19 protein-coding genes are annotated in these 21,634 nt (G+C 40.8%); 7 read left to right on the forward strand and 12 right to left on the reverse strand.

The window, feature by feature from the left end:
* Window positions 1–495: 495 nt before the first annotated feature.
* Window positions 496–1,818, reverse strand: coding sequence for a hypothetical protein (locus H6G92_RS31470; protein ID WP_190899808.1), 1,323 nt, complete (start codon window positions 1,816–1,818; stop codon window positions 496–498).
* Window positions 1,819–2,256: 438 nt separating this feature from the next.
* A complete protein-coding gene (locus H6G92_RS31475; protein ID WP_190899809.1) occupies window positions 2,257–2,643 on the reverse strand; it encodes a hypothetical protein in 387 nt (128 codons plus the stop codon).
* 34 nt (window positions 2,644–2,677) lie between these two features.
* Between H6G92_RS31475 and fmt the strand changes: the two genes are divergently transcribed.
* Window positions 2,678–3,709 carry a methionyl-tRNA formyltransferase gene (gene fmt, locus H6G92_RS31480; RefSeq protein WP_190899811.1) on the forward strand — a complete coding sequence of 344 codons (1,032 nt, stop codon included), beginning with the start codon at window positions 2,678–2,680 and terminating at the stop codon, window positions 3,707–3,709.
* 87 nt (window positions 3,710–3,796) lie between these two features.
* Here the strand turns inward: fmt and H6G92_RS31485 are convergent, their stop codons facing one another.
* Together H6G92_RS31485 and H6G92_RS31490 are read right to left on the reverse strand one after the other, a co-directional pair.
* Window positions 3,797–4,162, reverse strand: coding sequence for a DUF6464 family protein (locus H6G92_RS31485; RefSeq protein WP_190899813.1), 366 nt, complete (start codon window positions 4,160–4,162; stop codon window positions 3,797–3,799).
* Window positions 4,163–4,305: 143 nt separating this feature from the next.
* A complete protein-coding gene (locus tag H6G92_RS31490; RefSeq protein WP_190899815.1) occupies window positions 4,306–5,817 on the reverse strand; it encodes a hydroxysqualene dehydroxylase in 1,512 nt (503 codons plus the stop codon).
* 32 nt (window positions 5,818–5,849) lie between these two features.
* Between H6G92_RS31490 and H6G92_RS31495 the strand changes: the two genes are divergently transcribed.
* Both H6G92_RS31495 and H6G92_RS31500 read left to right on the forward strand, forming a co-directional pair.
* The gene (locus tag H6G92_RS31495; RefSeq protein ID WP_190899817.1) at window positions 5,850–6,038 is read left to right on the forward strand and encodes a hypothetical protein; all 189 of its coding nucleotides are present in this window, start codon (window positions 5,850–5,852) and stop codon (window positions 6,036–6,038) included.
* 57 nt (window positions 6,039–6,095) lie between these two features.
* Window positions 6,096–6,998 (forward strand): class I SAM-dependent methyltransferase, encoded by a 903-nt coding sequence (locus H6G92_RS31500; protein ID WP_190899819.1) that lies wholly within the window; start codon window positions 6,096–6,098, stop codon window positions 6,996–6,998.
* Between the two features lie 217 nt (window positions 6,999–7,215).
* Here the strand turns inward: H6G92_RS31500 and H6G92_RS31505 are convergent, their stop codons facing one another.
* The gene (locus H6G92_RS31505) at window positions 7,216–8,472 is read right to left on the reverse strand and encodes a glycosyltransferase (RefSeq protein WP_190899821.1); all 1,257 of its coding nucleotides are present in this window, start codon (window positions 8,470–8,472) and stop codon (window positions 7,216–7,218) included.
* Between the two features lie 895 nt (window positions 8,473–9,367).
* Here H6G92_RS31505 and modB point away from each other — a divergent pair.
* On the forward strand, window positions 9,368–11,170 hold the full coding sequence (modB, locus tag H6G92_RS31510) for a molybdate ABC transporter permease subunit (protein ID WP_190899823.1): 1,803 nt from the start codon (window positions 9,368–9,370) through the stop codon (window positions 11,168–11,170).
* 120 nt (window positions 11,171–11,290) lie between these two features.
* Here modB and H6G92_RS31515 read toward each other — a convergent pair whose 3' ends face one another.
* The 4 genes from H6G92_RS31515 to H6G92_RS39830 form a co-directional block, all read right to left on the reverse strand.
* Window positions 11,291–11,662: a four-helix bundle copper-binding protein gene (locus H6G92_RS31515; RefSeq protein ID WP_190899844.1), complete on the reverse strand. Its 372-nt coding sequence runs from the start codon at window positions 11,660–11,662 to the stop codon at window positions 11,291–11,293.
* Between the two features lie 550 nt (window positions 11,663–12,212).
* On the reverse strand, window positions 12,213–13,349 hold the full coding sequence (locus H6G92_RS31520) for a cystathionine gamma-synthase (RefSeq protein ID WP_190899825.1): 1,137 nt from the start codon (window positions 13,347–13,349) through the stop codon (window positions 12,213–12,215).
* A gap of 13 nt (window positions 13,350–13,362) precedes the next feature.
* Complete coding sequence (locus H6G92_RS31525; protein WP_190899827.1) at window positions 13,363–14,724, reverse strand: cystathionine beta-synthase; 1,362 nt, start codon at window positions 14,722–14,724, stop codon at window positions 13,363–13,365.
* A gap of 324 nt (window positions 14,725–15,048) precedes the next feature.
* Window positions 15,049–15,288, reverse strand: a complete 240-nt coding sequence (locus H6G92_RS39830) for a hypothetical protein (RefSeq protein ID WP_242059380.1) — start codon at window positions 15,286–15,288, stop codon at window positions 15,049–15,051.
* Between the two features lie 181 nt (window positions 15,289–15,469).
* Here H6G92_RS39830 and H6G92_RS31535 point away from each other — a divergent pair, with 181 nt between their 5' ends.
* A complete protein-coding gene (locus H6G92_RS31535; RefSeq protein ID WP_190899830.1) occupies window positions 15,470–16,069 on the forward strand; it encodes an MBL fold metallo-hydrolase in 600 nt (199 codons plus the stop codon).
* 209 nt (window positions 16,070–16,278) lie between these two features.
* Here H6G92_RS31535 and H6G92_RS31540 read toward each other — a convergent pair whose 3' ends face one another.
* Window positions 16,279–17,052, reverse strand: a complete 774-nt coding sequence (locus H6G92_RS31540) for an SDR family oxidoreductase (RefSeq protein ID WP_190899832.1) — start codon at window positions 17,050–17,052, stop codon at window positions 16,279–16,281.
* A gap of 175 nt (window positions 17,053–17,227) precedes the next feature.
* Window positions 17,228–18,067 carry a nuclear transport factor 2 family protein gene (locus H6G92_RS31545; RefSeq protein WP_190899834.1) on the reverse strand — a complete coding sequence of 280 codons (840 nt, stop codon included), beginning with the start codon at window positions 18,065–18,067 and terminating at the stop codon, window positions 17,228–17,230.
* Window positions 18,068–18,151: 84 nt separating this feature from the next.
* On the opposite strand from H6G92_RS31545, the gene murG reads away from it, so the two are divergent.
* A complete protein-coding gene (gene murG / locus H6G92_RS31550) occupies window positions 18,152–19,225 on the forward strand; it encodes an undecaprenyldiphospho-muramoylpentapeptide beta-N-acetylglucosaminyltransferase (protein WP_190899836.1) in 1,074 nt (357 codons plus the stop codon).
* 38 nt (window positions 19,226–19,263) lie between these two features.
* A complete protein-coding gene (locus tag H6G92_RS31555; RefSeq protein ID WP_190899838.1) occupies window positions 19,264–20,607 on the forward strand; it encodes a hypothetical protein in 1,344 nt (447 codons plus the stop codon).
* A gap of 364 nt (window positions 20,608–20,971) precedes the next feature.
* Here H6G92_RS31555 and H6G92_RS31560 read toward each other — a convergent pair whose 3' ends face one another.
* Entirely contained in the window at window positions 20,972–21,334 is a 363-nt protein-coding gene (locus tag H6G92_RS31560; protein WP_190899840.1) for a VOC family protein, read from the reverse strand.
* Window positions 21,335–21,634: the final 300 nt, after the last annotated feature.

Here is a 21,634-nt window from a genome sequence, read left to right on the forward strand (position 1 = left end):
TTTAAGTATTTTTAATTTTGCATTGCTTTTTTCGACAGTTTCGCCCTATTTTCATAAGTTTTAGTTACTAACTTCACAACAGAATTATTAGCATTCCAGGTCGGTCACAGTGGATGCCAAGTGTAACGCTGTTTCAATCTCTAAACGGATATGTCAGTTGTTAGTTGTAGGTGAATTCTCCGATAAGCTTCATAAATTGAGTACCGAGAGAACTATTTTCTAGTCCATTATTTTAGACTTATCAAAATCCTAGAAGCAATGCCTACGGCAGTAAGTAAGTCGGCGTAAATAATTATTGTTGCAATAAGGCAGGGAGCAGGGAGCAGGGAGCAGGGAGAGAAAGAGTTTGAGCTTTATTTATTTTTATTTACATAGTTTGGTTTTATTGCACCTACTTACTTAAACTACGCACGATTCAGAACCAAAATATTTATCACATAAAAAATCCCGTTGTGGTCACTGGCGACAACGGGAGTATATAGGATTTTGAATAAACTATCGGTAGGCCATTTGTGGACCTGCCCAAATTTCTGTAACCTTTTTACCAAAAGTAATCGGCTGATCTTCGTCTGTTGTAGGTACAGTCTTGCCATCATTAGCAACTTGCATTAGTGGCCAGTTTTCGTCGCCCAATTCACCCGCACGAAATAGCACATGATTCGGTTGCCTTTTACTCCAACCTAACAATACTGCAATTTTTTCATGCTCATCTTCCTCATTAGCAGGAGCAACTGTGTTAGCGTGATTTTTTTGCCGATCCCAAATAACTGCACTATCTGTGGAATCGCCTGTATTAAAAATACCTTCAAACTTACGTGCTAAGAAGCGATCGCCTTTTTCTGACCAGCTAACTGGAACTAATACCCCAATTTTACCACTCGTATCAGTTTCTTCTGATGATGCCGCTTTTACAGCCTTTACCTTTAATAAAGGATCGCTAACAGGAGTAGTTGAAGCCATCACCCACAACTTCTTGCTTTGCATATCTTGGACAAACAGAACGCTGGTAACGCGGCTGTTGTACATTTCGGGTTTTACCTCTAGTTGCACCCGGCTATAAACAGCATATTTCCCATCTGGAGAAACCACGGGTACGCTGCGGTAATGGCGCACTCCTGAACCACCGTTGGAACCAATTGCCTCTTGAGTCGCTGTAATCCATTTCCAAGGAATAGGATGAGGACTACCTATGGGATCTATTTGTTCTGCTTGGGACTCATCACGTGGTTCAGCAACTGGTATTTCCGTCGTTGTAGTTGGTTGTGATTCTCTAAGAGTTGGTGCTACTTGAGTTGCTGTCAAAGATCGAGTAAAAGACTTTTCTCTAAACAGAGAATTTTCTTGTCCTTTCAAAGACTTGATATTAGCAGCTTTGAGTTTTCGTACTAAATTAAGCTGACTAACAGGAACATCCGTTAATGGTGCGAGTTCAACTGCTGCCAAAGAATCAGGAACAATTAAATCGCTGTTTGATACAGAACTATCTGTTTGATCCAAAGGCTCAATTTTATCCGCTAGTAATACTTGCGGTTCCTGGACAGCAGTACTTTGTGTTGGCACAGAATCAAATTCTTCTGTTGAGGAGTTGATTTGATCTGTTGTGAATATTTCAGCTATCTCAGGTTCCCCAACTACAGCTATTTCCTTTGATACAGAGTCAGAGCCTCCAGTTATGGAAGTTAGTTTAGCTACTTCGGATCTAACTGGGATCGAGTGACCTGATGCCCCTAGTAAGGGTGCGATCAGTATCACAACGACAACGTAATTGAGAAATGGTTGCGCGCGGAACCATCCTGACAGCAAAAGGGGTTTAAGCATTTGTAGACTCTCTAGAGGGGGCGATCGCTATGTGAGAAGCAATACCTATGCAGCAATGGGGCAGGCGGTAATTATATGTATAACAAGAAACTAAAAGCAATGACTAGATATTTTCTTCAAAGTTTGCAGAGTTTTACAAAAATTAAGTATCATTGTCTACACCTTTACATACTCAGGTACTGAATGTTTTTTGTCAAAAATATGCGAGTATAGTAAATATGCTGAGAACTCAGTAATTACTACACGATGTATAAAGCTGCTGTTGCTATACCCAACCACACCAATAACAGGTATTAGTTAAGGGAGATCCAAGGTATAGTTTGGGCTAATGAAGCTGCCAACCAAGAATAAGATAACTCGGCTGTTGGGGATCGTACTAGCGATCGCTAGTACATAGAAAAAAAGCCAAGTTACACACTAATATAAGAGGGCAAACCCTCATAATGGTAAACGTGAGGCGTTACGTAAAAAGCTGGGAAAGCAGATGCATAATACATCATACTCAGAAAACACTGCTGTCAGCAACCCAAAGTTATAAACTGCAATCTCAACTACAGAAATAGCTGGAAGACGCAATAGTTTTTTACAGACCCAACTGTATTTAACGCCAATTTTTGGCAAATCAGCAGGAACACAACAAAATTTACTCGGTAGATGCTCTAGCGGCTCGTGACGAGACACCACTAAACTATTAGGTTCACTAAAGGCAATGCAGTTTATAGTACCTGTTACACCTGTTAACTTAACTATTAAGTTAATCAAGCAGCCTTTGGTTTCACCAATACGAAAATATTGTACCACCAAACAGCCGATATTATTTACCATTAACTAATGACTAACGATTAACAAGTAATTATTAATGAAAATAGTATTCTTTGGTACACCACAGTTTGCGGTGCCCACGTTGGAAAAGTTATTGAATCATTCAGAATTTGAGGTGTTGGCAGTTGTCACCCAACCAGATAAACGCCGGGAACGCGGAAATAAACTTACTCCTTCACCCATAAAAGCGATCGCTACTGCTCACAACTTACCAGTATGGCAACCCGAACGGGTGAAAAAAGATACTGAAACTTTAGCCCAACTCAAACAATCAGACGCAGATGTGTTTGTTGTTGTCGCCTATGGACAGCTTTTATCATCAAAAATATTGAATATGCCAAAGTTGGGCTGCATTAATGTGCATGGCTCGATTTTACCGAAATATCGGGGTGCAGCGCCCATTCAGTGGTGCTTGTACAACGGTGAGAAGGAAACGGGGATCACGACCATGTTAATGGATGCAGGGATGGATACCGGCCCAATGCTACAAATAGCCACTACACCAATTGGATTGCTGGATAATACCCAAGATTTAGCTGAAAGACTAGCTGCGATTGGTGGGGATTTGTTGGTAGAAACTCTGTTGAAGTTGGAACGCCAGGAAATTCAACCAATTCCCCAAGATAATTTAGCAGCTACTTATGCACCTCTGATTCAAAAAGAAGATTATGGTTTGGATTGGTCAAAAAGCGCTATCCAATTACACAATCAAATCAGAGGCTTTTACCCTAACTGCACCGCTACCTTTCGTAACAACCTGTTTAAAATCACCGCTTCTGCTCCCCTTGGTTCTATAGGCGATGTCTGGCGACAAGCCGCTCCGCGTCTACGCGATCTTCCACCAGAATTACAAGAAATAGCACATAAATTACCCAATTTGTCAAACTTATCAGATAAACCGGGAGTTGTAGTGAGCATTGTTAAAGGAATCGGAGCGATCGTCCAAACTGGGGAAGGTTTGTTGCTGTTGCGAGAGGTTCAGCTAGCTGGTAAACGTCCCCAGTCGGGATGGGATTTTGTTAATGGTACCCGCTTAACTGTGGGAGAAGTTTTTGGTGCGGGTAGTTGAGGGAGAATAACCGTTAACTTTTAACTCCTGTACAGACGCGTAGACGCTCGAAGAGCGGCTTCTCGTAAGAGTATAATCGCGTCTCTTCTAACTCTTAACTTCTAACTTTTCATAAAAGCGGCAAGATTCGCAAGGGCCATCTGGGTTAACTGCACAGCGCATGATTTCTGAATGAGCATTGTAGGAGCAGGTAGCATCGCCAATTACCCAACGTCCCGCTACCAAACTTTTCTCAGATGGTCGTTTAGCCGACTGCACGTAAATGGCAATATTATGCAAGCGGTAGCGCCCTGCTCTAAGTTGGTATCGATGGCGGCGTTCTAAAACTGCGTAGGTTTTACCTTCAAAATCGAGATAATTTCCGGGTTGGGGTGTCCAATCAAGTTGCACTTTACCGAGGGACTCACGCGGATGCGTCAGAATCACCTCGGTTTCTAAAGAGTCTGGCTCCATAAGCTTATGTGATTTGATTTACATTCTAAGGATGGTATTGCAATAGCTTCCTTTAGCTTACCGAATTTAGATTACAATTAATGATTCACTCTTCTTTGCGAGAAATATACATACAGTAGGGGCGATCTGTGCGCCGCTAAAAATTAAGGCAACCAAAAGTCAGGTAGGATAGATTTGCCAAAGTCACGCCAAGTTTGGTTGAGCGATCGCGCCACTTGGATATGCGCTTCATCCTCTTCTACAGCTAAAATCTCAGATGGCTGACCTTCTCCCAAATAAGACACCACCAAATTCGCCGCCTCCAAACCAGTAACATAAGCCTTTTCCTGTGACCACGAACCATGACGGTTCACAATCCAATCCCCACTCATAAACACATTCTCAAAACTTGTTTTAGCGGGCAACATATAACGATAGCTACCAGGTGCAAAGTGAGTCACCGCTTGAGGCAGCCGAATTACACTGCTATCAATGATCTTTGCCTCCCGAAACGCCGGTACACAAGTTGCTAAATAACCCTGAACTATTGGTAAAATCTCCTCATCACTCAAACTGAGAAACTGATTTGCGTGATAAAAATCAGCTTCTATAACTGTTCCTGGCTCATCCCGATATTCATCATGTAGAGCATTCAAATCAAAAAACGTCCAACCTGTAGTTGCGTCGAATCCAAAACAAGCATTGGAAGGACGAGGAATATCAATTTTGCGGTCAAACCATATTCGCGTTGCTAAAACATCAATTGCTCCTAAATTGCTCAAATTACGGAATTCTTCATGGCTTTGTAAACTAGGGCTGGTTGAGACAATTTTCTTCATACCGGTAATCCCAACCGCAAAAATCACCGCATCTGCTTCAATTACTTCATCACCGCAAACGACACCCTTGGCTCGATGATTACTATCAACAATTAAATCTGTAACCCGACGCTTGGGTAATACTCGCGCACCAGCTTTTTCAATCCGTTCCACCCAAGGACGAAATATCTTTTCTCCAACAGTTCCTCGACACCAAACTACATCAAAATCTGGTTGATGAGCCAGAATAAAAAAGTAAAGCATCCCTAAAGTTGCGGCGGCTGAACATTGTTCACCAGGGGCAAACAAGCCCACTAATAACATTGGTTCAAAAGCATCGCGGTAAAGCCGTGCAGAAACGTTAAAGTCTTTGAACAATTCTCGGGCAGTTACAAAGTCATAGCGTCGCCAAGCTGCATCAGAATTGTCAAAATCAACAACAGCATAAAGTAAAGGTAAGGCGCTGAGACGGTCAATTAGTGGCAGCCGCTTAAATTGAGTGTAGAGAAAAGTTCCCAGTGGGGAGGGGAGTCGCGGTAAGTCTTGAAAAATTGGTGATTCAACTTCCAAACCTGCTGCTGAATATTGCGAAGAACGAGTCCAAGTAGTAAAAGGATTAATTCCTAATTCATTGATTAGGGAAAAAATATTTTTGTAAGGATACCAGAAGCCATGAATGCCAGCTTCAACAGATTTTCCGGCGGCTGTTTGCCAACCTGCCACCAATCCACCGGGATAGGGGCCTGCTTCTAGAAGTGTCACATCATAGCCTTGTTTTGCCAAATGGTAGGTTGCTCCTAAACCAGCCCAACCTGCACCTACAACTACCACCCGTTTTTGTTGTGACCCTTCTACCATCCCAGCCTCCGATTGTTGCAGTCTATCAACTAATGTATACGAACTTGCCGCTCTCATCAGATGACGGCTTGCTATTACAACGGTTTTCGTTTGGATGCAATACGTGCTTTGGTAGCACATCTGTGCGCCTCTACGAACTATATGCCATCGAATTGCAAACAGTTATAGACTTTGAAGAAAGGCTCAAGTGGAGCGCTTCAGTAAAAATCCCTTGCGGTTAATGCTGAGTTAAGAGTATAACAGAAAACAGACTTGACTATTCATGAGGAATAATCCTAATGACTCAATTAGCAAATGTAAAATTCAGTTTGAATGACTTTGAATTACGAGATGGCATTTATTTTCCTAGCGACTATGAACAATTGAATAATACTCAACATAAAAAAAGATGGGACGCAATTGGTAAAACATACTATGGTTCCCAGAAAATTGAAAAAGTCGCAGATACATCTCCTATAAAACAAGATTACACTCTGTTAACTGGCACGCCTGGAGGGACTTGGAATAAATTTCCATTCAATAAATCTGTTGATTCTATTTTAGAAATTGGTTGTGGTTATGGTCGCGCACCTTTACATTTATCTAAAGCTAAAAACCTGAAATGTGAGAAATATTATGGAGTTGATATTTCTGAACCTTTATTGCGGCGGCTAATAAAGGTTAAACAAGAATATAATTTTTTTCCAGAAGCTGAATTTAACTTGATTTGTACTTCTGCTGAAATATTACCTTTAGAAGATAATTCTATAGATTTGGTAATTTCTAACTGTGTCTTTATGCATATCCCAGATGCACAATTAAGAAATTTGTTGGCTGATATCACTCGTGTGCTAAAACCTGGTGGAATTTTTGTTTTTAATCATTCCTTCCACAACAAGTCTTGTCCTTCTCATATTATCCATAATTTTATAAGAAGGCTGAACCCATTTGTGAGGAATCCAGTTTATCTCAAGCAATATACATCTGCTGAAATAGAAGAAATGTTAGCAACTGCTGGGATGAAAACAAAGTGTCCACAATACATTGTCGAACCAACAGAAGAATATGCAATTTTGCCAGAAACCATTAAAGGAATTCCAGTTCCGTTTGCTAATGCCATCAACAGGAGCCTTAAGGCATCAGGTAGTTTAAAGGAAACTTTGGCTTATGGTTTTAGCGCCTACAGTAGTCAACTGGACTAATTAAGAAAGTATCTTGTTGTCACAATAAATTGAATACAAAAGAATTACAGGAGCACAACAACGTTGTGCTTTTATTTTTACAATAAATGCTCATGATATTTTTCTAAAAAAATTCTGAATTTGGATGCACCAAGTTGTTTTGACGAAAATAATTATAAGCACTTTGCACCTGAATTATTGAGAATAATGCAATATTTAAGTTGTGAAAGCTTGTGCTTCAAAGTGAAATGTTAGGATCTAGTGATTTATTCGAGTCTTGATAAGGATAGTATTTAGTTAAACGAATATTCCAAGCATCTTTAATTTGATAGGTTATGCCACGCCACTCGACACTTTGTGCCAATATCGCTGCGATGGTAGTAACTGCATAAACAAATTGTGTTAGCGGAATTGCTAGCAATATTTTTGCCATCATCACCACTGAGAAACTCTCTGTTGGTTCGCCCCGCGCCCGAAGTACTCGACGCACACTTTGCTCACCTAATATCAGTAAAAAAGCCATACCCAAAATATAGCTGACGGCTCCGCCTGTAATCAAAATTGCGGTATAAAAGTTGCTAGTGATTAAAGCAATCACTAGCATTGGAGGGATCATGAGCAAAGCTAATGTGTTGATGAATACTGCGCTGGCAATCACAGTCCAGTTGGGATTATAGAGTCGCGCGACGAGTAATTGGCGTGTAATAAAGCGCAAGCATTGAGCAAAGTTACACTCTTCACGATTACTCATCATGACTGAGGGTACAAATTTTACTTTTAAGCCGATTTCTCGCAATGCTTTGTGAATAGGCGTATCAACAGAAACTCCTTGTTTCCATATTTCCAATAACTGCGCTTTGCGTAAGACTGAAAGTTTCAATGCCATTGAACCTCCCCAAGGACATTGAAAGATATACATGAAGGTGACAGCTGGGGCGTTCCACACATATCGAACTAGCGTGCCCCACTTTCCAATTTGCGGTATGTACCAGCGATTTCCTGTAGTGGCTCCGATTTGCTTATCCGCTAAAGGTGCAACCAGTTCACGCAGCCAATCAGGATGAGCAACAACATCAGCATCTAATAGGGCCACCACATCATAAGAATCGTCTAGTTGTGAAATAGCTTGAACTAATGCGCTACATTTGAGACTGCAAGTGTCATATCGAAAGATTAAAGGGTTGACTTGGATATGTGTTGCTTGCGATCGCAAGATTGTATCATTGACAATTTCCCAAGCTGGATCTTCCTGACTATCGATAACAATATGTACTTTATAATGTGGGTAATTCTGGTTTAGCAGGGCATGGACACAGTTAGTTAAAAACGGATCGGCACCTCGCAAGGAAAGAACAATTGCAGCTTTAGGCAAAGATTCATCCTGCACAGGTTCTGGAGGTGAATGGAATAATGATACTAAACTCAGCACCTGTAACATTTGGTAAATCACTAAACCCGCCAGAATGCTAAAAATAATCAGTGCTAACTCATTCATATTGTTGAGAATCCTGTAAGTTCTTTATATAAAGATTTGTTGAAAGAAGCTTAGAGAACTTAAATACTATAGCAGTGAAATACTTAACCGCAACTCATATGCAACTCGTATGCAACGACAACATTACTATTATGAACTTCTGCAAAATTAGGGTTAAGTCGTAATGCTTGCTCGTAGCCCTTTGTTACTCCATCTAAATCACCTAATTTTAAGTCGTCAAGACCTTTCTCATAATAAAATTGCGCTCGTACACTATTTACGGACTTAATAAGTTATATTTAACTTTTAATCAAATTATTTGTGTATTTAAGGACTAAATAAAATTTCCACTACATGTGATTTAGCCTTTGTCACAGCCTGATATATTTGGCTATTAGCTAACTCAAAAGTTTGCATTTTTTTAGGTGTATTTCGATTAGTTTATGCTTTAATTGGTTGCAGAATCAAAATGATCTATCCCTTTTTTCAAGCAATTTTTAAATTTCTTTGTTCAGTATTGGAGAATTCCAAAAAACAAAATATAAAAAGTAATGCAATTTACAATATTAACTGCTGATTATTAGATATTTGATAAAGATAATATTAAGTTGCAGAAGATGTGACTCAGCTATTTATTTTGGATATGTATTAATCGAGTTTAAGGATAAGTATAATCGTTCAACCGAGAGCGAAAAACTGCTAACTGAGTGATTGACATTCTCCATTACGATATTTTGACCGATGCAACTCCACCCTGACGCTTTATACTCGACCAAACCAGAATTTTTTTAAAATTTGGGATAGTTTTTGGGATTTTCTTCATTGATTGTTATGTAATTTACCAACTTTTAGGAACATTTTGTAATTAAAGTTGGTAAATTATGGATTAGTTGAGCTAATTCTTCCCCAGACAACTATGCCATTGGATTTATCGCCTCTTTGGATATCACTCAAAACTTCATTACTTGCTACATTTATCACCTTCTTCTTGGGTATCGCTGCTGCCTACTGGATGCTGGGATATCGTGGCAAAGGTAAATCGTTGATTGAGAGTATCTTTATTGCGCCACTGATTTTGCCCCCCACCGTTGTCGGTTTCTTGTTGCTGCTATTTTTTGGCAAAAATGGCCCTGTAGGGAAACTCATGCAGGCTTTTGACTTCACTATCGTCTTTACTTGGTATGGAGCAGCGATCGCAGCTACCGTAGTTTCTTTCCCATTAATGTATAAAACTACGCTAGGAGCGTTTGAACAAATAGATGGTAATCTGCTGCGAGTAGCCAGAACCCTTGGCGCAACTGAAGCCACAATCTTTTGGCGCATCAGTTTACCCTTAGCGCTACCCGGCATTGTAGCCGCCACAATGCTCGCGTTTGCCCGTGCTTTGGGAGAATTTGGTGCGACATTGATGCTGGCTGGTAACATTCCCGGACAAACGCAGACAATCCCAATGGCGATTTATTTTGCTGTGGAAGCGGGAGCAATGAACGAGGCATGGTTTTGGGCGATCGCTATTATGGTGATTTCTCTATCTGGAATTATTGCAGTCAACTTCTGGCAAGAATGGAGGGATAAGAAGAGGGGAGCAGGGAGCAGGAAGACGGAAGCGGAGGGAGAAATTCTATATACTCCGCACTCTAACTTTGAATCTGGTGGATTGCTTGTCAATATTGAAAAAATACTTCCTAGCTTTCATTTAAAAGTTGCTTTTACTAGTGATGAGCAACCTTTGGGATTATTGGGGGGTTCTGGTGCAGGTAAGAGCATGATTTTGCGCTGCCTTGCGGGGATAGAAACGCCCACAATCGGGCGCATAGTTTTAAATGACAGAGTACTGTTTGACTCAGAAAAAGGAATTAATTTACCCAGCCGCGATCGCCGCATCGGTTTTTTAGTGCAGAATTATGCTCTCTTTCCGCACATGAGTGTGGCGCAAAATATTGCTTTCGGCTTGCCCAAAAAATTATCTGCTGGTAGTATTCGGGTGCAGGTAGAACAGCAACTAATAGCGATGCAGTTGCAAGGATTAGGCGATCGCTATCCGCACCAACTTTCTGGGGGTCAACAACAACGGGTAGCCTTGGCAAGAGCTTTGGCAAGTCAACCGGAAGCGTTACTTTTGGATGAGCCATTTTCCGCACTTGATACCCATTTACGTAGCCAATTAGAACAGCAAATGACAGAAACTCTAGCTGGCTATCAAGGTGTGACTCTATTTGTCACCCATAATATGGAAGAAGCTTATCGGATTTGCCCGAATCTGTTGGTATTGGAGCATGGTAGAGCCGTTCATTATGGTAGTAAACATGATATTTTTCAGCATCCTACTACCGTTAGTGTTGCCCAACTTACCGGATGTAAAAACTTCTCCCGCCTTATTCTCCAGTCGTCGCAACAAGTGGAAGCAATTGATTGGGGTTGTACTCTTCAAGTAATTGAACCAATCAAGAGCGAATTATCCCACGTCGGCATTCGTGCCCATCAATTCATTTTTACCAACGACTCATCACAGGAAAATACTTTTCCCTGCTGGGTAGTACGAACAAGTGAAACGCCCCACCGGATGACGTTGTTTCTCAAACTACATTCGGCTGGCAAGAATTCTCAAGATTACCATCTGCAAGCTGAAGTCTTCAAAGAAAAATGGGTGACTATGAAAGAACAGCCTTTTCCTTGGTATGTGCGTTTAGATCCTCTGCGCTTGATTTTGATGGAGTGAACGCAGAGATATATGGGACGCGGGAAATTTTTTTAAAGAATATTACTTCAAGCGCCCAGACCCAAAGAGTCTGAGCGCTTGAATATTAGGTTGCAGAGAAACTTCTGCTAGTTAGGGGAATTATGCGGCCATCATTTGCATACTTCTGCAAGACTCTGCACACTTGCGACAAGCAGCAGCACATTCCATCATTTTCGCGTCATCCCTCATCATCTCACAGGCCATAGCAGTGCGATCGCACATTTCCGCGCACAGCATACAAGTACGTTCCATGAACTCAGAACCGCTCATCATCATATTCATGCACATCATGCACATTTCAGAGCAATCGCGCATCATGCTCATCATGCTCATCATGTTCTTGTCCATGTCCTTACCACCTTTGCTCATGCAGTAAGTCATGGTTTCCATGCACATTTTGTGACAGTCCATACAAGCATCCATACAAGCTTGCATTTCGGTAGTCATGGTTTCAGCCATCATCATCATCATCATAGGAAATACCTCTTGATTTTTTGATGCATAGATAGTGTCCTTGGAAGGACTACTCATAACATTAGTCTTACTCTTTTAAAGAGTCAATGGGGTTTTTAATTCCGGTTTTATAAGCCTACTATCCCGATATAATTACCGGAAAATCAAACTGAATCTACACTAGTTTGGTGTTGTTTTTTTGAGTATTGCTATGCATTAAGGATTAGAAACACCCATTTCAAAGTGGGGTTTTCTTAAGTAAGTCAACTTTCCATTGGGGATCAAAAGTTATAGTTAAATATGGATCAAAAATAATGTAATGTTTTTTAACAAATGCCTAAACAAAGCATTTGTAAACTTATATTCATCCAGGGTTTATTAACTTATGTTAATTGAAAGATAGGCACACTTAAAAACTTGTAATTCCTAATAGGATTTTAGACCCTACATAAAACAAAATTACCTCTGAGGGTAGGGGTAACAAACCCTATACTTAATTAAGAGAAATCAAGCTTACAACGCGTAATAAAAATCGGTTTTCTCCATACCCCATGCCCAATACCAATTTTCAAGCTAGAGCATTTTCTAAATCAGCTTGCAAATCTTGCTGATGTTCAATTCCTACCGAAAGACGGACTAAATTATCCTTTATTCCCCGCTGAAGTCGTTCCGCTTCTGGTAGAGAACCGTGGGTCATTTTCGTAGGATAGCAAAGTAGTGATTCCACACCGCCTAAACTTTCAGCCAGCAAAAATAACTTGAGTCGGGAAGCGAATCTTTCAACCTCGGCAAAACCGCCCTTTAATTCCAAACTAATCATCCCCCCAAAGCCAGACATTTGCTCTTTTGCTAATTGATGCTGTTCATGACTGGATAACCCTGGATAATAAATACGCTCGATTTTGGGATGCTTTTCTAAAAATTCAGCTAAAAATAAAGCGTTTTTTTCATGTTCTCGCATTCTCACAGCCAGAGTTTTAATTCCTCGCAGCACCAACCAGCTATCAAAAGGACTAGGAATCGCCCCGATCGCATTTTGATAAAACTTCAGTTCGGTGTATAGTTGCTCGTTAGATGTGATAACTGCGCCACCAATAATATCGCTATGTCCCCCTAGATATTTGGTAGTGCTGTGAACCACAATGTCAGCACCTAAATCTAACGGTGTTTGAAAATAAGGACTAGCAAAAGTATTATCAACTACTAAGATAATATTATTTCTACGGGCAATATTTGCTAGTGCGGCAATATCAATAATTTTTAACAGAGGGTTAGTAGGGGTTTCAATCCAAATCAGCTTAGTATTTGGTTGAATGGCAGTTTCAAAATCAGCGATGTTATCAATATCTACATAGCTAGTTGTAACACCCCAATTTTTTACAACTTTTTCTAGCAACCGATAAGTTCCACCATACAAATCATCACCAGCAACAATATGATCGCCATTTTTGAGTAGGCTTAATACTGTGGTAGTTGCAGCCAAGCCAGAGGCAAATGCCAAACCAAATTTCCCATTTTCAATAGAAGCTAAAGCCTCTTCTAATGCTGTGCGGGTGGGGTTTCCCGTGCGAGAATATTCATATCCTTTGTGTTTACCTATGGCTTCTTGTTCATAAGTAGAAGTCAAATAAATGGGGACAATAACAGCACCTGTTTGTGGGTCTGATTGCTGACCCTCATGAATTGCTCTAGTCTCAAATTCCATAATTTCCTCTTAATTATTCTTGGTTTTGACTAATCCAATATCTGATTAAATCGGCTCTGGTAATTAAGCCAATAGGAACATCATGCCGCTTAATAATAATCCCGGTGCTTCCTGATAACAGCACTCGATAAGCTTCAGAAATATCTACTTCTTCATCGAGAATCGGCAGTGGTTTTCCCATAACTGCCGAAACTTCCTGATTAGAAAAGTTGATGCCATCATGGAGAAATTTCATTAAAGAGGCTTCATTGACGCTTCCTACTACATGCTTATTATCAATCACGGGTAGCTGTGAAATATTCAGCTTTTGTAGGTAGTTTGTGGCTTTACTCAAGGTATCACGGGGACTAACAGCAACTAGAGAAGGAAAATCTGTTTTTTGAGCAAGAATTTCACCAATTTTGATACTTTTTACTGTTGTACCTTCCCAAAAACCATTTTCCTGCATCCAGGCGTCGGAATAGATCTTATTAATGTAGTTTCTTCCCGTATCTGGTAATAGGGTTACAATATACTTTGGCTCTGTTAATCTGGCTGCATACTTGAGCGCTGCGACTACTGCTGTACCACAGGAACCTCCTACTAATAATCCTTCTTCTCGTGCTAGGCGACGAGCCATATTAAAAGATTCTTTATCGCTAACCCGAACCATTTCATCGACTAATTGACGATTAAATGTTTTGGGAATAAAGTCTTCACCAATTCCCTCAACTTTGTAAGATTTGGGGGTGTCACCAGAAAGGATTGAACCCTCTGGATCTGCACCAACAATTATTATATTTGGATTTTGCTCTTTCAGATATTTAGCAACTCCTGAAATTGTACCACCTGTGCCCATACCTGCAACAAAAACATCTATTTTACCATTACTATCTGACCAGATTTCTGGGCCTGTAGTTAAGTAATGTGCTAAAGGATTATTCGGGTTTTCAAATTGATTTGGTCTATAGGCTCCCGGTATTTCTTTGGCGAGTCTTTCAGCTACACCGTTATAACTTTCTGGCGAGTCAGGCGGTACAGATGTGGGAGTAACAACTACTTCTGCACCATAAGCTTTGAGTAGGTTGATTTTATCCTGGCTCATTTTATCAGGCATGACGAAAATACAGCGATACTTCTTTACTGCTGCAATTAATGCCAGTCCCACACCAGTATTACCTGCGGTAGCTTCAATAATCGTGCCACCTGGTTGCAGTTGACCTGTTTTTTCTGCGGCTTCAATCATGGTGAGAGCAATTCTATCTTTAGTACTCCCGCCAGGATTGAGATATTCTACTTTGGCATAAATACTTGAGTGAATACCTTCGGTAATTTTGTTTAGTCTGACTAATGGAGTTCTACCAATTGCTTGCAAAATGTTTTCATAAGTAGCCATATAGAAGTCCTAAATGATTTTTAAAACAATTTTTTTATTCTCTTCACGTTCTACTCTTTGGGAATGTAAGAAAATAAATGAATCTTAAAATGTTGGTTGTAGAGTTGATTGCAGTTTGAGTAAGCGATCGCTGTTTGTAATGTCTCAGGTCTTTTGCTAAAACAAAATCTGATCATCGACTGTTGCTAGCATCACAGATGCCATTGCTTCTGTGGAACCACCGGTAAAGGTGATTTGGGTTTCGGGGTCTATATCTAAGCCGAGATACCAACGGACTTTGTTGGCGATCGCATGACGAAATAGGCGTAGACGCGTTGGCGAAGCCTATCGTAGAGAAGCGGCTTGTCGCCAGACATCGCCCCAAGTAATGGCATACTGATTAACATCTGCTTCTATTGCCTCATAAGCAGCCTGTTTCAACTCCAAGGGACAGGGAAAATCAGGGAACCCCTGCGCAAAATTCACCGCACTGTATTGCAGTGCAACCCGCGTCATTTCTCGAATCACCGACTCTGTAAACTGGTCTGCCTTCGCTGATATTTTTTGGCGCAGAATCTCACTCACCCCTATACCTCCGTATTGCGGTTATGCGTAAATTTCTGTAAACCCAATATAAACCATAATATCGATAGATTTATCGTAGTATACTCAAATTCCAGATCCAGAGGGAATAGAACCTTATTATCTATATACTGAATTATTGAGATTAATAGTCAATTATTGAAGGTACTGATCCAGAATCATCATGAAATCTTTGCACCGTCCCGATCTGTATAGCTGGTCTAATTTCAATCCGGCAAGAAATATTGATTTCAATGGGATTGCCTGGATTCGCCCAGATGGCAACATCTTGATTGACCCAGTAGCCCTATCAAACCATGATTGGAATCATCTGAAATCCCTCGGTGGTGTGGTTTGGATTGTGCTGACAAATTCTGAGCATATCAGGGCAAGTAAAGAAATTGCCGATCAAACCTATGCTAAAATTGCTGGCCCTGTGGCAGAAAAAGATACTTTTCCTATACCTTGCGATCGCTGGCTGTCTGACGGTGAAGAATTTGTGCCAGGACTGGAGGTGATTGAACTCCACGGCTCGAAAACTCCCGGTGAATTAGCTCTGTTACTGGAGGAGACAACTTTAATTACAGGGGATTTAGTCCGGGCACGTAAAGCAGGTAGCTTGACGATTTTACCAGATGACAAGCTACTGAATCGAGAGGAGGCTGTTGCTTCTGTGCAGAGGTTAGCTCAATTAAGTCGGGTAGAAGCAGTGCTGGTAGGGGATGGTTGGCCTGTTTTCCGCGATGGACGCGATCGCTTGCAAGAACTTGTAGCAACGCTGTAAATGGGTGGGGCGATTGGAAAGACGTTAATCCTTCAAAACTAAAGAGCTTTGAAGGATTAACTTTGGAGTTTTGGGCATTTTTATTAGAAGATGTTTGAAAAGTATTTTTGGTAACATCGATACTTACCAAACCTAACCAACGGTTTTTTTTTGAAAATGAGCAAAGCCAAATTTTCAATAGTCGTGAGAATGTTAACAAATTAATCTTTTTATGTTCGTCGGTTAACTAGGGTAGCGCTAGCTTGGTCAACAGGCATCAGCACAACTTCATTAATATTGACATGGGGCGATCGCGTCACACAGAAAAATATCACATCAGCCACATCATCTGCTGTCAGGGGTGTAACTCCCTGATAGACTTTGTTGGCGCGTTCAGCATCTCCGTGAAAGCGCACCTCGCTAAATTCCGTTTCCACCATACCAGGGTCAACGGAAGTTACACGTACCCGCGTTCCCAATAGGTCTTGTTTTAAACCTTCAGAAATTGCTCTCACAGCAGCTTTGGTAGCACAGTAGACATTGCCACCGGGATAGGTTTGATGTCCCGCAATGGAACCTAAATTTACCACATGACCGCGATCGCGACTCACCATTCCAGGAACGACATAACGGGAAAGGTAAAGTAAACCCTTAACGTTAGTATCAATCATGTCTTCCCAGTCTTGAAAGCTGCCTTCGTGCAACTTGTCTAAACCGCGACTTAGACCAGCATTATTAATGAGAATGTCAATTTCAGACCAGGCAGAGGGTAGAGTAGAAATGGCAGATTCAACAGCGTTGCGATCGCGCACATCTAGCTGTAATAAATGAATTTCAATACCAAATTCTTTAATGAGAGTATCTGCTAGCTGCTGCAAACGTTCTAACCGTCGTGCTGCTAAGATCAGTTTTGCACCCGCACCAGCGAAGATTCTCGCACAAGCAGTACCAATACCACTACTTGCACCAGTAATCAAAATGATTTGATTTTGTAGGGAAGTCATTAGGATAGTTAGGAGTGAGGAGTTAATAGTTATGAATTATGAATTAGTACAAGTTTCATAGTTCATAATTTATCATCAGTCGTCTATAACTCCTAACTCCTGTACAGACGCGATTAATCGCGTCTCTCCTAACTCTTGTACAGACGCGATTAATCGCGTCTCTCTTAACTCTTAACTACTTCTTCACCACTTGCAAGCGCTGAGTTACCATCGTCATCCCATTACCCCGCAGGATGACAGCAGAAACCCATTGGCTACCAGGGGTAGATGGTGCTTGCCCCGTTTTGAAAAGTCCACCAGATGTTAGTAATTCTAAATCCACGGATGTAGGGTTGAGAAATTTATCTGGTTGGATGGGTTCCTCTAGCGCCGTTCCTAGTAGAAAATCATCACCAAGTGGCTCTTGGACGATGGCATCAAAATTATACTTCTGACCAACTTGCACCTTCTCTGGTAATTTAATATCAATTTGGGGCGGCTTGCTGCCAGAGGTAAGTTGGGTGCGTTCTGACAAAATGTCTTGGCGGGTGATTTTGCCATTTTCAATGCGCTGACGCGATTTAATCGTGGCATTGAGAGCGGAATTATTACTTTTAGCGGAGGGTAAGCCAGTTATCTTCGTTTCTGTTTCGGCAATAATCGCATTGCCCTCAGGTTTTGAAGATAGCAGTTTTGTACTGTATTGCAATTTGGGATATCGTTGCCAAAGTGAAATCAAAGACTTTTCCAAGGTTTGGAGGTTTAATCCATCCCCATGAGTGAAAGTAGGGCTGTAAAATTGCAACACCCCTTTGACATCGCCTCGGCTGGCGGCGGCATCAACTTGTGTTAGCAGATTTTTCAGATTGGCTGGTGCATTTTGGGGTGTAGTGGTTTGGGATAATTGCTGTGGTGTCGTCGCTTGAGTGGGTTGCCAACCACTTGTTAAACCAAGGGTTAGCAGAAACAAAACCAGCCAGATATTCGCTGGAAATCTGATTTGTCGTCTCACTAAGGCGGTAATAATGTTAGTCATTGGTAAGAGTTTACTGATTTGATTAGAGAAAGTAAGGAAATTGTTTTATCTTAGTTAAGCTAGACGCTAAACGGTAGAGGTTTGATGGCAAACGCACCGATACGATTATTAATAGCTGCCAGTGGGACTGGTGGACACTTGTTTCCAGCGATCGCACTGGCACAAAAACTGCCAGATTATCAAATAGAATGGCTGGGAGTACCCAATCGGCTAGAAACTCAACTTGTCCCTAAAGAGTATCCCTTGAATACTATTGCAGTTGAAGGGTTTCAGCAAGGGTTTGGCTTCTCCTCGATTCGTACCTTGGGTAAACTCGCTGGTTCGATTATAGAAGTCAGACGAATTCTTAAACAGGGAAATTTTCAAGGGGTATTTACCACAGGGGGTTACATTGCTGGGCCAGCCGTCATTGCGGCGCGTTCCCTAGGTTTACCCGTGGTTTTCCACGAATCTAACGCTTTACCAGGTAAAGTAACTCGCTTCTTTGGCCCTTGGTGTAGTGCGGTAGCCTTGGGATTTGAAGTAGCTGCTAAGTATTTGCCCCGTGCCAAAAATGTCTGCGTTGGCACTCCTGTAAGAGCGCAATTTCTCGATGGGGCAATTGATGCACCATTGGATTTAGCCATTCCTGAGAGTGTTCCCTTGATTGTCGTCTTTGGTGGTAGCCAGGGTGCAGTTGCAGTTAATAAGTTGGTGCGTGAATCTGCAAATGCTTGGTTTGATGCTGGTGCTTATGTAGTACATTTAACTGGCGATCGCGATCCAGAAGCAGATAGTCTCAAACATCCACAGTACATATCCTTACCTTTTTACAACAATATGGCAGCGTTGTTGCAACGGGCAACTCTTGCTATTAGTCGTTCTGGCGCAGGTAGCTTGACAGAATTGGCAGTATGTGGAACCCCAGCGATTTTAATTCCTTATCCCTTTGCCGCAGAAGACCATCAATCTTACAATGCAGACGTATTTACAAAAGCTGGTGCAGCATTAACCTTAAAGCAATCGGAGTTGACGACTGAAGTATTGCAAAGTAATGTGTTGAATTTATTGCAGTCACCGCAAGAATTAGCAAAGATGGGGGAAAAAGCCAAAGCGATCGCAGTTCCTGATAGTGCCGAAAAGTTGGCGCAGTTAGTGCGTGAGGTTATAGAAACATAATGTTGATTATTTAGCATTAAAAATTGATTTTCCAAGTTATGAATATCTTATCCAGCCAAAAATTTCGCTTCACACTAGGTTGTGCTGTCTTATTGCTTGTAAGTTTAGCCAGTAGTGATGTATATACTCAGTCAAAAACTAAACAGCTAGCTCAACAAGATAATTCCTTTACTCAGCAAGAAAATTTTGCCCCACTTGAATCACAGATTTCCTTCACATCAAATCAAATTCCTGATCAACTTACCTCAGGGTTTCAAAATCCTTTAATCCCTCAACAAACATCTGCTGAGATTACAGGTAAAGAAAATGCTTTTTCATCTCAACAGGATTTGTTAGCAGCATCTGCACCCTATCCAATTATCGATGAGTTCAAAAAATATAAATTTAGCATTAATGGCAACCAGGTTGTTACTCCAGTCAAACTGCCAAGTAGTAAGGTTAATTTTAATCAAGGAGATTTATTAACTGTTCTCGTTAATACGAGAAAATATTTTCAAGATTATAGTTCACAAGACCCAGATATTCTGCGTACAGGAATACTCACTACTCAAGGTGTTACTGTGCAAGATGTTCTCAAGACTTTAGATTTTATGATTGCCGTTTTAAAGGAGGATATTGCTAATAAGCGAGCTACTCGTTTACAAGACCCTAAATTTATCAATTCCAATTTTCGAGTTATCAAATGGACTGCCTATAACCCCAAAAATAAGAAACAAAAACAATTACGAATTACCAAATATGCTGTATTTACTCACCCCGGTTCTCGCAAGAAAACCTCTACTTTTAATACACCAATTTATAGCCTAAAGGATAGCTCTAATAACAATACTTTTTATACCAAATATACCAAACAGGATGTTTTGTCGGGTATTTACGAACCAGGTGGTAAAGAATTTGGAAAAGTTAAAAGTCTCGCTTATCTAACCAGAACTGGCTTAGAAGAAGCGTTAATGCAAGGAACAATCCTGATTAACTTTACAGATGGTTATAGGGCATTTTTTAATGTAGATAGAAATAATGGAATGTCTTATATTCGCGGCTTAAAGGCAACAGCACAAAAGCGTTATTGGTATTTTAGAGAGGTTGATGCCATTAAAGGCTATGGATATAAAATAGATGCAAAAATTTCCATTAAACCAGGAGTAACCTTTGCTGGAGATGTTTTGAATATTGGTTTAGGTAAAGTGATTATTATTGAGCATACTAAAGGCGGTCGCAAACATCTGCAAATGGGAGTTATGGCTGATACAGGCGGAGCATTTTTACCCAATCTTTATCAACTCGATTTTTTAGCAGGTATTTTTAAGAGTCAAAAAGAATTTAGGCAAAATATCGGTCAATTGCCGGAGTATGCTACAGCATATTTTTTAGTAAAGAAGTAATGCATTGACTTGATGTCAAATATCTATTAACGGTCAAAATAATTAGTAATTATAACGCTTTCTATGAGATGCTGCTCGTAGCTTGCTTCCTCGCAAGGGTACACACACTCGCTACCTCTAGGCTATCAGTGCAGGCTTGTACCCTCTTAATTACGAATTACGTTAGCGTAGCGGGGCGTAGCGGGGCGTAGCGGGGCGTAGCCCATTACGAATTACGAATTATGAATTAGGGACTTCCAGTTAAAAAAACATCCCATCGCTGCGGGACACTCCGCGAACGAAGGGGTGCAAGGACTTGCGCCCCTTCCTGTCTCCATGTACTTTGGGATTATTTATTTTTTACAAGTCCCTTATGAATTACGAATTATTTAGTCAACAGTTCTAAGTTATGACCATTGGGGTCATAAAAATAGAAGCCACGACCTTCATTCCGGTGGTTAATTTGCCCTTTATTCTGATGCATAGGGTCGCTACTGTATTCAATACCCGCCTCTTTGATGCGTGCAAAAATTGCATCAAATTCCTCGTCACTGACATGGAACGCATAATGATGCGACTCAAACGCTTCAGCATCGGCGAAGTCAAGCGTCAGTTCATCATTTATATGCACAGCAGCGAAGTGACCAACGGGAACCTCAACCTCTAAACCAAAAATTCTGGCAAAGAACCTCGCCGATGCTTCTTTGTCATGTACGGGCACTATGGTGTGATTTAGAGTAATTGTCATGTCACACCTTCCCTCCTAATTGTTGGTAGTAATTAATATCAACTCTCTATTCAGAGTCGATAACAACATTGTTCCTTTCTATTTTATCTTTTGGGCGCTAACACCAGAGTAAACATATCTAAATTTTGTGTTCAATGTATTTGGAACACCCGCAAACACTTAATATTTAACCCTTAAATAAGCAAAACTCATGACTGATATCAGCTTTACTGAAGTAATAAAACTTGATAAAAAAATGTAAAGCATTGTAAAGTGAATTCACAGGCAAAGACAAACGAGCCTGATTCATAAATAACTAAC

It is taken from the genome of Nostoc foliaceum FACHB-393, from assembly GCF_014698505.1.
GTDB classification, from domain to species: domain Bacteria; phylum Cyanobacteriota; class Cyanobacteriia; order Cyanobacteriales; family Nostocaceae; genus Nostoc; species Nostoc foliaceum_A.